The organism is Microcoleus sp. BR0-C5 (genome assembly GCF_036705045.1).
Taxonomy (GTDB): domain Bacteria; phylum Cyanobacteriota; class Cyanobacteriia; order Cyanobacteriales; family Microcoleaceae; genus Microcoleus.
Genome location: NZ_JAUBTR010000002.1, coordinates 170,143 through 183,719 on the forward strand (window position 1 = coordinate 170,143; position 13,577 = coordinate 183,719).

The window sequence follows — 13,577 nt, forward strand, 5'->3', positions numbered from 1 at the left end:
TGCAAAACGACACAATAGTAGCAGTACCGCTAACATCAAATTATGTCTGACTCTCCTCCATCCCAAATCTCCCCAGAAGCTGCACCGGAAAGTGCTGCTACCGAAAACCGCAGTGCCAAAACTCGGCAACTGTTGGGCATGAAAGGGGCCGCTAGCGGGGAAACTTCTATCTGGAAGATTCGCTTGCAATTGATGAAACCGATTACCTGGATTCCCCTAATTTGGGGCGTGGTGTGCGGGGCGGCTTCTTCTGGAAACTATGTTTGGAACCTAGAGAATTTTTTGATCGCAGCCGCTTGTATGTTGATGTCAGGGCCGTTGCTGGCAGGGTACACTCAAACTTTGAACGATTTTTACGATCGCGACATCGACGCCATTAACGAGCCCTACCGTCCGATTCCCTCCGGGATTATCTCGATTCCCCAAGTAGTAACGCAAATTTTGGTATTATTAGCGACTGGCATTGGGGTGGCTTATGCTCTAGACTTGTGGGCGGGTCATGAATTCCCGATAATGACTGTTTTGACTCTCGGCGGCGCGTTTCTAGCTTATATCTACTCTGCGCCCCCGCTGAAACTCAAGCAGAATGGCTGGTTGGGAAATTATGCCCTGGGTGCTAGCTACATTGCCCTGCCTTGGTGGGCGGGTCAAGCTTTGTTTGGTACACTAGATCCCACCATTATGATCTTGACGCTGTTTTATAGTTTGGCAGGGCTGGGGATTGCGATCGTCAATGATTTCAAAAGTGTTGAGGGCGATCGGCAATTAGGGTTAAAATCTTTACCAGTGATGTTTGGCATCAGCACTGCAGCTTGGATTTGCGTGTTGATGATCGACATCTTTCAAGCTGGGATTGCAGGCTACCTGATCAGCATCCACCAAAACCTTTACGCTGTCATTCTGCTGCTGCTGATAATTCCCCAAATTACTTTTCAGGATATGTACTTTTTGCGTAATCCCCTGGAAAATGATGTTAAATATCAGGCAAGTGCTCAGCCTTTCCTGGTTTTGGGTATGCTGGTAGCAGCCTTGGCACTGGGTCATGCGAGTTAAGCGGAGTTTTGAGGTTTGAGTTAAAAAATTTTGAATTCAAAAAATCTAATTCACTTCTCGAAAAAATACCAAGCTCTGCAGCGTTAAGAAAAGTTTTGAATTTTGAGTGGTGAATTAAAAAGTTTTTAATTCAAAAAATCTAATTCAAGGCAGCGTGTTATTCAAGAAAAAATGTCGAATTAAAAATTAAGAATTGAAGAAGACTAGCTTTTTTGATTTTTAATTTTTAATCGGACTTGATGAGGTTTGAAGGTCTGAACGTGGCAGAATTTTTCTCAAATATCAAAGATACATTGAGCAAAGTCACTAACGCAATAAGCGGTAATTCCGATCGAGAACCGCCCAAGGCTGCGAAGGGCAATAAGCTCAACTCGCCGGAATCCGAGGCGGAATTTTCTACACAGACAAGGGATGAGCGCTCCGAGTATGTGGTATCAGAAGATGCTGCACCTCTAGAAGAGTCAGAATATTTAGAGTCAGAATATTTAGAGTCAGAATATTTAGAGCCAGAATACGCTCGATATCCAATAGTCAAGCGCAATTGGGAAGGGTTAAAGCGCTTAATTGCTTGGTTGGAAATTGAACCTCAAGTTACCAGCTTGCAAACCAAGGGAAAAGAATTGTTGCGGCCGGGATTAAGTTTGCTGGGAACTAAATCACCCCAAAAATCGGATAGTAGCGAATTGCCGGAAAATAGCGAATCGCAGAACACCCAACAGCAGATAAATACGGCACTACAGGAAAATAGCGCACCGCAGGAAAATACTAAAAAACGTATCCCCCGCCGCCCTAGATTTTGGATAAGTTTAGGTGTGGCAAGTATAGGCGGGGGCGCTTTAATCTACGGTTTATGGATTTTGTACACCTTAGACAAAGGTTTGCCAGATGTTAACGATTTGTCCGCCTTTAACCGCGACGGGACACTGACAATTAAGGCGGCAGATAATACGATTTTGTTGCAGTCGGGGCCTGCAACTAGAGATAAACTGAAACTTCAAGAAATTCCCGAACTGTTGGTTAAAGCTTTTATTGCCATAGAAGACCGCCGTTTTTATCAACATCGCGGGGTGGATTATCAAGGTATTGTGCGATCGATTGTTTCTAATTTGATAGCGAGAGATTTAGTGCAGGGCGGCAGTACAATTACGCAACAATTGGCTCGCGTTGTTTTTCTTAATCAGGAAAGAAGTATTAGGCGGAAGGTTCGGGAAGCTCTTTTAGCTCAGAAAATAGAGCGGGAGTTGAGTAAAGACCAAGTTTTAGAAAGATATTTAAATCTGGTTTATTTGGGTTCGGATGCCTACGGAGTGGCAGATGCAGCTTTGGTTTTCTTTAGCAAAACAGTCGATAAATTAACTTTGGCAGAGATGGCAACTTTGGCGGGTTTGCCGCCGGCACCGAGCGAATACTCGCCTTTGGTTAATCCCGATATTGCTAAGAAACGCCGCAATCTTGTGCTGCAACAAATGCAGGAAGCGAAGGTAATTACAGAGGTTCAGGCGAAGGAGGCGATGGCGGAACCTATCGCAGTTAAACCAAGTCCGCCGAAGCGATTTAAAGTAGTCGCACCTTATTTTGCTAGTTACATTCGGAAGGAATTGCCGCGCTATGTTTCTGAGGATGCTTTGGAAGCTGGCGGTTTGACTGTCGAGACGACGGTGGATTTGAAGTGGCAGAAAATAGCGGAAAAGGTGGTTAAAGATGCGATCGAAGTTGATGGCCGCCGTCAGGGTTTTGAACAGGCGGCTTTAGTTTCTATGGACACTAAGACTGGGGAAGTTAAGGCGCTGGTAGGAGGGGGAAATTTTAAGGAAAGTGAATTTAATCGCGCTACGCAGGCTTTGCGGCAGCCTGGCTCGACGTTTAAAGGGTTGGTTTATGCCGCGGCGATGGCGGCGGGTTTTTCTCCCTATGACAGTTACGAAGACGAACCAATTATTATCGACGGCTATCAACCGAATAATTATGGCAAAAAATTTAGCGGTTGGCGATCGATCTCTGATGCTTTGACACGTTCGGTGAATGTCGTAGCTGTGAAGGTGTTGATGGATGTGGGCTTTGAACCGGCGATCAAAGTAGCCAACGATATGGGAATTAAGTCGAAATTGAGTCCGATTTATTCCCTGGCTTTGGGTTCTTCGGAGGTGAATTTGCTGGAGTTAACCAATGCTTACGGTACTTTAGCCGCGCAAGGGAATTTTATTGAAGCCCACGGAATTAAGCGGGTGATTAATCAGCGGGGAGATGTGATTTATCAGGCTAATTTTAAACCGAAGCGGGTTTTGGATAAGGATAGTGCTGCGATTACTACTTGGATGTTGGAGGGTGTTGTGCAAGACGGTACGGGGGGGCCTGCTGCTTTAAACGATCGCGCTGTAGCAGGCAAAACCGGTACTTCGGAAAATGTCCGGGATTTGTGGTTTATTGGTTACATTCCACAGGTGGTGACTGGGGTTTGGCTGGGGAATGATGATAATTATCCGACTTGGGGAACTAGCGGTACGGCGGCCTACAATTGGCGCGATTTTATGAGTCAAGCTGTTAAGGGAATGCCCGTTGAGAAGTTTCCGAAGTTGCCGAAGTTGGAGGGCCGCAAAGGCAGTATTAAGGCTAAACCGGTGGAGCCTAAGAGGATTATTCGGGGGATGATTGTGAATGAGGATGGTGCGATCGTACCTTACAATCCCAATCCTGAACCGAAGTATTACCCACCGCAAGAGCCAGCTTATCAAGAACCGGCTTATGAAGAGCCAGCTTATCAAGAGCCGGCTTATCAAGAGCCTGCTTATCAAGAACCGGGATATTAAACTATCGGTTTGGAGTAAGGACTTTACTCCTTTTTCAATTGCTTTAGCCTTACCATAAAAAAGCCATCCATGTGATCTCTGTGCGGCCACACTTTCACCCATCCTTCGGGTGATGGCTGTACGGGTAAATCAATGGTTGGCGGTTCTATTTGCCAGTGAGGATTGCTGTCTAAGAACGATCGAATAACTGTTTCATTTTCCAAGGGATGAATTGTGCAAGTTGCATAAACTAATACGCCGCCGGACTTGACAAATGTCGCTGCATTTGCTAGCAATTCCGATTGCAGTTGAGATTGTTGTTGAATGTTTTCGGGCGTGTGATGCCAGCGGGCGTCGGCGCGGCGGTGGAGGGTTCCGAGGCCGGAACAAGGTGCGTCTAGTAAAACTCTGTCTGCGAGGTTAACAAACTCTGGGAAATGGCGGCTGTCTCCGGTATGAATTTTAATGGATTTCATCTGGAGTCTGTCGGCATTTTCTTTAAGTTTTTTGAGTCTGCTGGCGGTTTTATCGCAGGCATAAATAGTGCCTTCATCCTGCATTAATTCGGCGCTGTGGGTGGTTTTTCCTCCCGGTGCGGCACAGGCGTCGATGATGGTTTCCCCAGGCTGGGGCGCTAGTAAATGGGTGACTAATTGAGCGCTGCTGTCTTGGATTGTCCACCAACCTTCGCTGTATCCGGGGAGGTTTTGAATGGCGCCGATGCTGCCATTTAGTCTTAATGCTTGTGGCAAGTGTGGGATTCTGCTAACGCTAATGTTTTGGGATTTGAAGGCGGTTTCAATTTGGGCGATCGAGCTTTTTAAGGGATTAATTCTCAGGTCAATTGTGGGGGATTGGTTGAACCATTCACAGAGTTGTTCGGTTTCGGTTTCGCCTATTTGTTCGATCCACAATTCTATTAGCCAGTCGGGGAAACTGTGGATAATTCCTAAGCGTTGGACTGGGTTTTCGGGTAATTTTAGGGAATTCAAACCCCCCCCAGCCCCCCCTTGGTAAGGGGGGGAGTTAGAGGTAGTTTTAGTCTCTGCTTGCTGAAGGGAATTAGGAAGACTCTTAGCCCCTTGGTAAGGGGGGGAGTTAGATGTGGTTTTAGTCTCTGTTTGCTGAGGGGAATTTGGAAGACTCTTAGCCCCCCCTTGGTAAGGGGGGGTTGGGGGGGTTAAACGGGTATACTGTCGCAGCAAACCATTGACAAAACTGCTGAGTCCTGAAAATCCGTTTTCTTTTGCTAGTTGAACGGTGGTGTTGACGGCGGCGGAGGGGGGAATCTGGTTGAGATATTCGAGTTGATATAAGCCTAAATGTAGGATGGTGCGAAGTTCGGGAGGTTGTTGGGAGGATTTCTTTGTGGCTAGTTTGTCGATGATGAAGTCGATCGATCGCATTCTCCTGACGCTACCGTAAACTAATTCTGTCACTAAACGCCGATCGAGGTCGTTGAGTTGAGAATTGCCGAAAGCGCGATCGAGTGCGGCATCTGCGAATGCACCTCGGCGGTGGACTTCGCGGAGTGCGAGAAAAGCTATTTGGCGAGGATTTTGCATAATTAAGATATGGGGGTCTAGAAACCGGGTTTTTTACGATAAGACGCGTTACAGCCCGCAGATTTGGTGAAAAACCCAATTTCCGATCGCCCGTGATTCGAGGACTATTATAATCTCAAATGTCCTCTGGATTTATGCCCATTTCTCGGAGTTTTTCTGAAAGGCGATCGGCTTTTTGCTGTACTAACTCTTTCTCCTGTCGTTCTTGTTCCATTTGTCTTGACAACTCCACATAAGACAAAAACTTTAGTCCATCAGGCCGATAAATTTCTAACTCTCCCGATGCAGTTTCAAAACGGATCTGCAAACGCGGACTCACCCAACCATCCATTAATTCAATATAGTTGAGTTCTCCGTCACTTCGCAGCCAACCTATTAACTCATTATCCTTTAAATCGTAGAAATAACATTCTGCGACTCCATAATTATCATAAAACTTAAAAAGCTTAAATATTTCTCCCAGTCGGTTTCCCGGCGAGATGATTTCAAAGACAACTTGCGGCGCAATATTATCTTCAAGCCACTGTTGGTAGGAACCTCTGTAACCTTTGGGCCTGCCAAAGACTACCATAGTATCAGGTGCTTGGCGAGTTTTGTTATCTCCTTCGACGGGATACCACAGCAAGTCACCTGCTACAAAGACATTTTCGTTGTCTTTGAATAAGGCATCTATTCCACCTTGAATTTTTACTATTAATTGGAACTGTTTGGTATTGTCAGACATGGGTTTTCCGTCGCTGTCTGGGTAGATGATTTCTGGCAAAGTTTGAGTGGGAATGGTTGTTGTCATGGGGATGACTCCATTGCTAGTAGCATCAATTTCTATTCTATATCTATTTTATATGACTTACGCATGGGGCGCCGAAACCGGGTTTTTCACGAAAATACTTCGTTCGTACTCGAAGATTAGGTAAAAAACCCGGTTTCTTTGTCGGAGTGCGTAAGTCCTGTTTTACTTATTCGGGTTTGGTTGACACCAATCGTTCTAATAAATTGCGTTCTTCTATGGCAAGTTCTAGCAAAACTCGTCTGTCGCCCTTTGTTTCCTTATAGCGGACTGCCGCATTCAGCAGGCGGATGGGAATTTGGAATTCTTCGTAGTTGCTGGTTAGTTCTTGCCACAATTCTAACCAAGTGCGTGCGGCTTTGTCGCTTACCATTTCTGACATTAGCGCGGGGATGTTTCGCACAATTCCCTGTCCTAAGATAGAGATGACATCGTGTTTTTTGTAAACTGCAATTAGGCTAGTGATGCGAGGTTTCCATATCGCTATATCGTTGTTGGAGAAGAGGTTTTTGATAATTAATTTTGCATCGTGCGCCTCAGATTCATCGTCAGCTTCAACGCTTTGAAATGCGTCATCTAACGCGGCGATACCTTCGTCCCAACGATTCAATCCGAGAATGGGGATAGCGCGGTTGAAAGCATATAAATCTGGGCCAAGTGCGAGGGCGCGATCGAAGGATACTAAAGCTTCTTCATAACGTTGGAGATTGTTAAGTACATCGCCTCGGCCAACCCAATTGAACCGATCGCTGTCGTCAAGTTCGATCGCCCTCTCGTAAGATTCTAAGGCTTCTTCATAGCGTTTGAGGTCTTTTAGTATATCGCCTCGCGTAGCCCAAGTTAACGGAGCGTTGTCGTCAATTTCGATTGCCCTATCGTAAGATTCTAAGGCTTTTTCATATTGTTTGAGGTAGTGGAGAAAATCGCCTCGTAAAAGCCAACCCCCTTGATAATTGGGATCAAGTTCCAGCGCCCGATCGTAAGATTCTAAAGCTTCTTCATAGCGGTCGAGATATTTGAGTATATTTCCTCGCTTAATCCAATACTGCTGATAATTACTATCAAGTTCGAGCGCCCGATCGTAAGATTCTAAAGCTTCTTCATAGCGTTCGAGATTATTGAGTACATCGGCTCGCAGATACCAAGCTAACTTATCGTTGGGGTCAAGTTCGAGCGCCCGATCGTAAGATGCTAAAGCTTCTTCATAGCGTTTGAGTTTGTTGAGTACATTGCCTCGTATAAGCCAAATCTCCTGATAATTGGCACCAAGTTCGATTGCCCGGTCGAAAGATACTAAAGCTTCTTCATAGCGTTTGAGGTTATCAAGTACGTAGCTTCGTAAAGCCCAAATAGACTGATAATTTGCCTCAAGTTCGATCGCCCGATCGAAAGATGCTAAAGCATCATCGTAGCGTTTGAGGTTGTAGAGTACATAGCCTCGTAAAACCAAAGCCGACAGATCGTTGGGGTCAAGTTCGATCGCCCTCTCAAAGGATTCTAATGCTTCATCATAGCGTTCGAGATTTTGCAAGCATTGTCCTTTTTCTAACCAGTCTCGTGCCTTACCGCGAATTGCCACCAGTTTATTTGCTAGATTTAAAGCAGAAACATAGTCTTTCTTCTCTTTGCAATTTTCAATTTCTTGCACGCAAGCTGCCACGCGAGAGTCTTCACAATCCTCTGTTTTCCGTGGCCCAAGCGCACGCAGCAGATATTCTCGCTCAACTAGAGTATTAGGCGGTAGTGTTTCCAGATTTAGCTGATACTTAAAATGACTTATTTCATAGCTAAGATCAACTAGCTCTTTCCCGATCGCACTAAATCTTACTCCCAAGCGCTCCAATCGCTGTTTCAGCTCTTCTTGCGTGTACCACAACCGCAAAAAATCCACAATTAAACTAATCGGCTCGCCCCGATGCTTCTTCACATCCATGCAAAAGCGCATCAACACTTCTTGAAGTTCATAATACGACTCGCGCCCGATCGATTCGCTCGTCACATAACCCATTCCAGACAGTTGTTTAAGTTGGCTGGATGCTGTCTGATGCGTCATAAAACAGCGTTGGGCAATCTCTTTCACCATGACAGCCCCGCGCCGATCGCACAAAAATTCAACTATCTTTCGTTGCTGCGGGGAAAGCCACGCCATCCGCGCCTGATAGTATGGCGTCAATTCATCCAGGGTTTGCAAAAATGGTTTTACCAGTCGATCGAGCGAGTCGCGAGTCAGAAATTCCGCAAAAATCATATAAACGCGGTGGTTGCCGCCAGCCAAGTGATGGATTGCTTCGATTCGAGAACGTCCCTTTGGCGTTTCTATAAATAACTCTAGTTCTTTGTTGTCCTCTAATTTAGCCAGATTTTTCAATAAGCAGACAACTTCAGCTAAATTTAGCTTTTCTAAATAGTGGAGATTGAAAAAATTATAGAATGGCGCTTTTTTATTGTCAATTCCTTTGAATAAATGCTGAGATGTCGCGAAAATCGTACAGAAATGATAATTTTCTAAATAGTCTCGGAATTGCTGCTGCCCGCTGTCGCCCAATCCTTCAAACAAATCATCAAGGTTCTCTACCAGTAAAAACAGAGTGCGATCGCCCGCAAAATCTTTCAGCAATTCTGCTGCTATCTGTTGAGCGGTATCGGGCGATTCACCGTAAAGCGATTCTACCCGATCGAACAATTCAGCCTTGTATTCAGCCGGATATTCTGATTGGAGCGATCGCAAAATTCGCAGCAGCAAATCGAGAAACGACGTGACGCCCCACTCTTCCTCCCGCAACCAAGCAATCAGCACTTTTTCCCGCAAATCCGCCATTTGGGAAACGCGGTGATACATTAGCGAGACTAAGTGCGTCTTCCCAATACCTCGCATCCCAATCAATAGGTGATGCTGCTCGATCGGCTTGAGGATACTCTGGCGGATTGACTCGACTAGCTCGTTTGCCAAATCGTGACGCTGCACCAACATCTCCTCTAAATCTTCGTGCTTCATCAGACTGGGCGTGAAGCGAGAGACAAGTGTACTTTTCATACTGTCAACCCCCTCGATAGTAACTGGGAACGAGAAATGCTGGTCAATCCGTTTTCCATGAAATGCTTGTTATACAAGGTTTTAAAGGCGTCTACGTCTAATTTACCATATATTTAAAAAATGTACGTTATTTTTATTGTATATTTTTAAGAGCAGTGTTAGACTGCCCTTAACAAGCAAACAAGCGCCCCTAGCTGTTACTAGAGACGCTTTCGATCGCTTATCAGTTTTCGGGAGCCACTGGCTGCAACCAGTAGCACTCTCATGTTGTTTATGGTCTATATAGACCGAGGATTTTTCATGACTAATTATAACAACGAACAGCTCAATTTGTTCACCCAGCCGATCGCAGTTTTGGTGGAAATGGGCTGCAATGTTGAACGTGCCGCCGAATATACCAAATGCTCCAAAAGCTCAATCTACGATCGGCTAAGGAAAAATAAACCGTATCTGCGGCAGGTTCCCACAGGTACGTGGCAAATTTACTCTACAGGCAAAAAAGATGGCTCAATTCTTGTGAATGTTGCCTTCATTTATTCTCCAAAAGATAAGAATTGGAGACTTGCTTGAACTCAAATCTCAAGGCTGCGTTAGTCCAAAGCTTAACGCAGCCTTCTGCCTCTTCGATTGCTGAGGAAAACAGCAAGCAGATCCTCCCAATCTGCGTCCCCAGGCAGAGCCGGGGAACAAGAAAAAATCTCAAAAATATTCCTTAAGACTTGTTACAATACACAAAACTTCATACTTTCCCCAACACTGGATGACCTTTTTCAACGCCTCCGAACCCGTACTCCGCAGCAAACAAGAACATCTCGATGTACAAGACCTCGAAGGCTTGTTGCGACTCCACTGGCAAATTGGAAATATTACTCTTTTCTCAGGATTTTATACCCGCATCGACCAAACTTTTCTCCTTTGGGGTTTGGTGACAGGGGGGATTTTTTTTACGGCTCAGTTTTTCCCCATCAGTTGGAGCTTTCAGGCGATTCTGTGGTCAACTTTGACTCTATTTGGCACTGCGGTAATGGCTGTTTTGACTTTGTTTTGGGTAAGAGTCGAGCGAGTTAGCTGGATTCTTTACTCTTGGGCGATTTTGATGATAACTGGTTTGGTGCTGACGGATGGCAGTATTTTTGCCGGTTGGGGAGGTTTGTTGCTGCACCTTTGCGATTTGTGGTTGGGGTTGAGCGCGATCGGCTATTTTTGTACGGGACTCGGTTTGCGATCGCGCACTTTTATCGCGATCGGACTAACTCATTTATTTAGCATCCCTCTATTAACTTTTGTTGCACCTTGGCAATATCTAACCACAGGAATAATTATGGCTGGCTGTTTGTTGTTATTGTCCGAATTGCAGTGGGATATGCGATCGCCGATCGACAATACTTTGCTAAGCGCAGAACAGAAAGAATTCAACCGAATTCAACAGCAACTGCGACAGAGTGGCGCAATTGTACCTAAATAAATCACAAATGTAAAGAATTCTGTACAATAGCTAACACTTTCCCCAAATCCAACACAATAGAAAGATACAGCATCAATAAAAAACAAACTTTAACCAGAACAGGAGTTTTGCTGTTTTACCTGTAAATCGCCAACCTTAGGGGAACGGTGTCCGGGAGGCGACTGGTTAACAATGCTGTACTTGCGACGAGAAAAGTTAATTCCGGTTGAGAGTAGTTGTTAAAACAAAAAAAGTGGTGCAGGGTTTTTACCGTTTCCCCTGCTTCGCAGTCTCTGAGGATAGGCTAAACCCTCTACTAGAACAGCCCGACGAGATTGACACAAGTTTTGACAGTTGCTCATGCCGATTTTTAAGTTCAGTGTTTAAGAAAATTGAGGAAATGCTCGCTGACGAGCATTGCAGGACTTAGGATTAAATAAGTCCTGCTTTAGTTTGGGAAATTTAAGTTATGTTTTACTCTGACGTGCGTTTTCGCAATATTTCCCTTACTTCCATTAAAATCTGGCCCAACATATTTTTGCCGCTACCATCTTTACCGCAACCCCAATAGTAATCAACAGGGGAATTTTCGACTATTTCCTCATCGCCAGTAGCTAGTAAAATTTCTCTAATTTCGGGATGAGTTTCAAATTTGCGGAGTACGGCTTTTCTCATGATATCATCTTTTACTTTTTCCCAATCTTTGCGGATGGGACGAGAGCGATCACGTCCCATTTTTGCGGCATTTTTCGGTGTTTTTGCTTGGCGAATTTGGTCACAATGAGCCGTTTTGGGAAACTTTTGTGCTTGAAAATAATGCTCTGTAGTTGGCCAATATTCTCCGTCTAACTCGAATCCATGACTGGAAAAATTAGAAAAACAGCCGTATTCGCTGCCAGTGGTGTAGAAGTAGATAGCCATAAAGTCTGCGATTTCAATTTCGTTAATAATCTTGGTTAATCGTCAGTTTTACCTCTCTGGATTATCCAATATCTTCAACCGCAAATCAATAGTTTCAAGATGGGAACCGATGTAAGACAGCAGGGCGTAGATGAATACGATCACCCCTACCATTTCCAAAATTTCCTCAACACAAACCATCAAACCATATATCAAGTTTCGTTTAGTTACCGCATCTGCATAATAGCCAGTAACCATTTCCATGCCAAGTGCTCCACCCACATATATACTGCCTGCTAGTAAGAAAAAGTCCCTTGTTTTCCGGGGTAAGTGCCGGAGAAACTTGAGATAAGCCAGCGCAGTAACCCCAACAAAAATCGCCCCAGGAATTACCCAAATGAAGTAAAAAATTCCCCCTAAATTCAGTGCCTTTCGCAAGTCGTTAATAATTAATATTTCGTGCAGACTCAATATTTCATCTAAAGAAAAAAATACAAACATGAACGCCAGCGCTTTCCAGTGTCCAAAATACCGATCGCCCTGCTTTTTCTTAGCACTAGCAATAATACCTAGCAAAATCGCGCAAAACAGCAAAGTAAATGACGAGTACCACGAAGGATAATTTATTTCTCTGTCTAAGTTAAACAAACTAATCCAGCGTTCTTGATAATTAAAACCGTAGCGCAGAACTTGTACGATGCAACCAGCAACAGCAAAAAAGAGCACCCAAATGCTGAGAGAGAAAGCAACTCTCTTCGGCGAAACAGAAATAATGAACTTCATCAAGTTTTTGATAAACTAGAACAAGCAAAATCAAACTATAAAGTAAAAGGTTAAAAATGGCAATAGTGGCGCCATCTGCCACCTCGGATTTTTCTCTAAAAAAAATCACAAATCACTGACAATGCACGTTCAAATTGAAACTTTCACTGTCCGCAAGCGGTTTGCCCTTACCATCAGCCGCGGTACAACAGCCCAAAGTACGAATTTATGGGTAAAATTAGCACACGAAGGCATCGAAGGCTGGGGAGAAGCTTCGCCGTTTTCCACAGGTTCTCTGCCCCAAACTACCGAAATTCTGTTAGCCGCATTGCAGGAAGTTGCACCGCTGCTAGAAAAGTTTACTCCGTTCGATCGCCAAAAAATCGAACAAGTATTAACAGAAGCCAACTTACCCTCAGCCGCCCGCGCCGGCATCGACATGGCAATGCACGACTGGCTGGGCAAAAAAGCCGGCTTACCGCTGTGGAAAATGTGGGGATTAGATCGATCGCGCATCGTCCCCACCTCCGTCACAATCGGCATTAATTCGCCGAGGAGTGCAAGAGAAAGAGTGCGCGATTGGTTTGGTAAAGATGCGACAGATCCAGCAAGCATCAAATACCGCGCCGTTAAGGTTAAATTAGGAAATTCCGAAGGAATCGAAGCCGACAAAGCTATGTTAATAGCAGTGCTAGACGAAGCACCAGCTAACATTCAAATCAGTGTAGATGCTAACGGCGGTTGGAGTTTGAACAGCGCGATCGAAATGTGTCGCTGGCTGGAAAAATACAAGATAAATTATGTCGAACAGCCGCTTTCACCCATCGCCGATATGGATGAATTCTCAGAACTGTACCGTCAATCCCCCCTACCAATTTTTGCTGATGAAAGTTGCTTTAATAGTTCCGATCTACCCAAGTTAGCGCACTGCGTCCACGGCATCAATATCAAAATGATGAAGTCAGGGGGATTGACTGAAGCAATGCGGATGATTCACACAGCCAAAGCCTGCAATTTGCAAGTAATGTTCGGCTGCTATTCAGATAGCGCGATCGCAAATACAGCAGCAGCACAACTTTCACCGCTAGCTGACTATTTGGATTTGGACAGTCACTTAAATTTATTAGACGATCCTTTCACCGGTGCGATCGTCGAAAATGGGTGTTTGCTGCCAAACGGGCGATCGGGATTGGGAGTGCAGCGAATGAAGATTGTAGAATAGAAGTATCGCTCAAAATAAATCTGG

At 44.8% G+C, this 13,577-nt stretch carries 10 protein-coding genes; 5 read left to right on the forward strand and 5 right to left on the reverse strand.

All coding sequences use genetic code 11. The features are described from left to right. Positions 1-42: 42 nt before the first annotated feature. Complete coding sequence (chlG, locus tag QUB08_RS01545; protein ID WP_333222845.1) at positions 43-1,053, forward strand: chlorophyll synthase ChlG; 1,011 nt, start codon at positions 43-45, stop codon at positions 1,051-1,053. A 239-nt stretch (positions 1,054-1,292) separates the two neighbouring features. Then, positions 1,293-3,860, forward strand: a complete 2,568-nt coding sequence (locus QUB08_RS01550) for a penicillin-binding protein 1A (protein ID WP_333222846.1) — start codon at positions 1,293-1,295, stop codon at positions 3,858-3,860. Between the two features lie 23 nt (positions 3,861-3,883). Here the strand turns inward: QUB08_RS01550 and QUB08_RS01555 are convergent, their stop codons facing one another. The 3 genes from QUB08_RS01555 to QUB08_RS01565 form a co-directional block, all read right to left on the reverse strand. After that, entirely contained in the window at positions 3,884-5,404 is a 1,521-nt protein-coding gene (locus QUB08_RS01555; protein WP_333222848.1) for a 16S rRNA (cytosine(967)-C(5))-methyltransferase, read from the reverse strand. A gap of 115 nt (positions 5,405-5,519) precedes the next feature. Beyond that, a complete protein-coding gene (locus QUB08_RS01560) occupies positions 5,520-6,194 on the reverse strand; it encodes a Uma2 family endonuclease (RefSeq protein WP_333222850.1) in 675 nt (224 codons plus the stop codon). 166 nt (positions 6,195-6,360) lie between these two features. Then, positions 6,361-9,225, reverse strand: coding sequence for a tetratricopeptide repeat protein (locus QUB08_RS01565; protein WP_333222852.1), 2,865 nt, complete (start codon positions 9,223-9,225; stop codon positions 6,361-6,363). 300 nt (positions 9,226-9,525) lie between these two features. Between QUB08_RS01565 and QUB08_RS01570 the strand changes: the two genes are divergently transcribed. Beyond that, positions 9,526-9,795, forward strand: coding sequence for a hypothetical protein (locus QUB08_RS01570; RefSeq protein WP_333222854.1), 270 nt, complete (start codon positions 9,526-9,528; stop codon positions 9,793-9,795). Between the two features lie 190 nt (positions 9,796-9,985). Beyond that, positions 9,986-10,690: a hypothetical protein gene (locus QUB08_RS01575; RefSeq protein WP_333222856.1), complete on the forward strand. Its 705-nt coding sequence runs from the start codon at positions 9,986-9,988 to the stop codon at positions 10,688-10,690. A 453-nt stretch (positions 10,691-11,143) separates the two neighbouring features. On the opposite strand, the gene QUB08_RS01580 is transcribed toward QUB08_RS01575, so the two are convergent. Beyond that, the gene (locus tag QUB08_RS01580; protein WP_333222858.1) at positions 11,144-11,590 is read right to left on the reverse strand and encodes an NADAR family protein; all 447 of its coding nucleotides are present in this window, start codon (positions 11,588-11,590) and stop codon (positions 11,144-11,146) included. A 48-nt stretch (positions 11,591-11,638) separates the two neighbouring features. Further along, entirely contained in the window at positions 11,639-12,352 is a 714-nt protein-coding gene (locus QUB08_RS01585; RefSeq protein ID WP_333222860.1) for a hypothetical protein, read from the reverse strand. A 121-nt stretch (positions 12,353-12,473) separates the two neighbouring features. Here QUB08_RS01585 and QUB08_RS01590 point away from each other — a divergent pair, with 121 nt between their 5' ends. Next, complete coding sequence (locus QUB08_RS01590; protein WP_333222862.1) at positions 12,474-13,553, forward strand: dipeptide epimerase; 1,080 nt, start codon at positions 12,474-12,476, stop codon at positions 13,551-13,553. The last annotated feature ends 24 nt before the right edge of the window (positions 13,554-13,577 follow it).

What these genes read in the sequence shown, in the direction of transcription:
- QUB08_RS01570 (WP_333222854.1), top strand. Translation starts at nt 9,526, where the DNA reads ATGACTAATTATAACAACGAACAGCTCAATTTGTTCACCCAGCCGATC.
- QUB08_RS01555 (WP_333222848.1), bottom strand. Translation starts at nt 5,404, where the DNA reads ATGCAAAATCCTCGCCAAATAGCTTTTCTCGCACTCCGCGAAGTCCAC.
- QUB08_RS01565 (WP_333222852.1), bottom strand. Translation starts at nt 9,225, where the DNA reads ATGAAAAGTACACTTGTCTCTCGCTTCACGCCCAGTCTGATGAAGCAC.
- QUB08_RS01580 (WP_333222858.1), bottom strand. Translation starts at nt 11,590, where the DNA reads ATGGCTATCTACTTCTACACCACTGGCAGCGAATACGGCTGTTTTTCT.
- QUB08_RS01575 (WP_333222856.1), top strand. Translation starts at nt 9,986, where the DNA reads ATGACCTTTTTCAACGCCTCCGAACCCGTACTCCGCAGCAAACAAGAA.
- QUB08_RS01560 (WP_333222850.1), bottom strand. Translation starts at nt 6,194, where the DNA reads ATGACAACAACCATTCCCACTCAAACTTTGCCAGAAATCATCTACCCA.
- QUB08_RS01590 (WP_333222862.1), top strand. Translation starts at nt 12,474, where the DNA reads ATGCACGTTCAAATTGAAACTTTCACTGTCCGCAAGCGGTTTGCCCTT.
- QUB08_RS01550 (WP_333222846.1), top strand. Translation starts at nt 1,293, where the DNA reads ATGAGGTTTGAAGGTCTGAACGTGGCAGAATTTTTCTCAAATATCAAA.
- QUB08_RS01585 (WP_333222860.1), bottom strand. Translation starts at nt 12,352, where the DNA reads ATGAAGTTCATTATTTCTGTTTCGCCGAAGAGAGTTGCTTTCTCTCTC.
- chlG (WP_333222845.1), top strand. Translation starts at nt 43, where the DNA reads ATGTCTGACTCTCCTCCATCCCAAATCTCCCCAGAAGCTGCACCGGAA.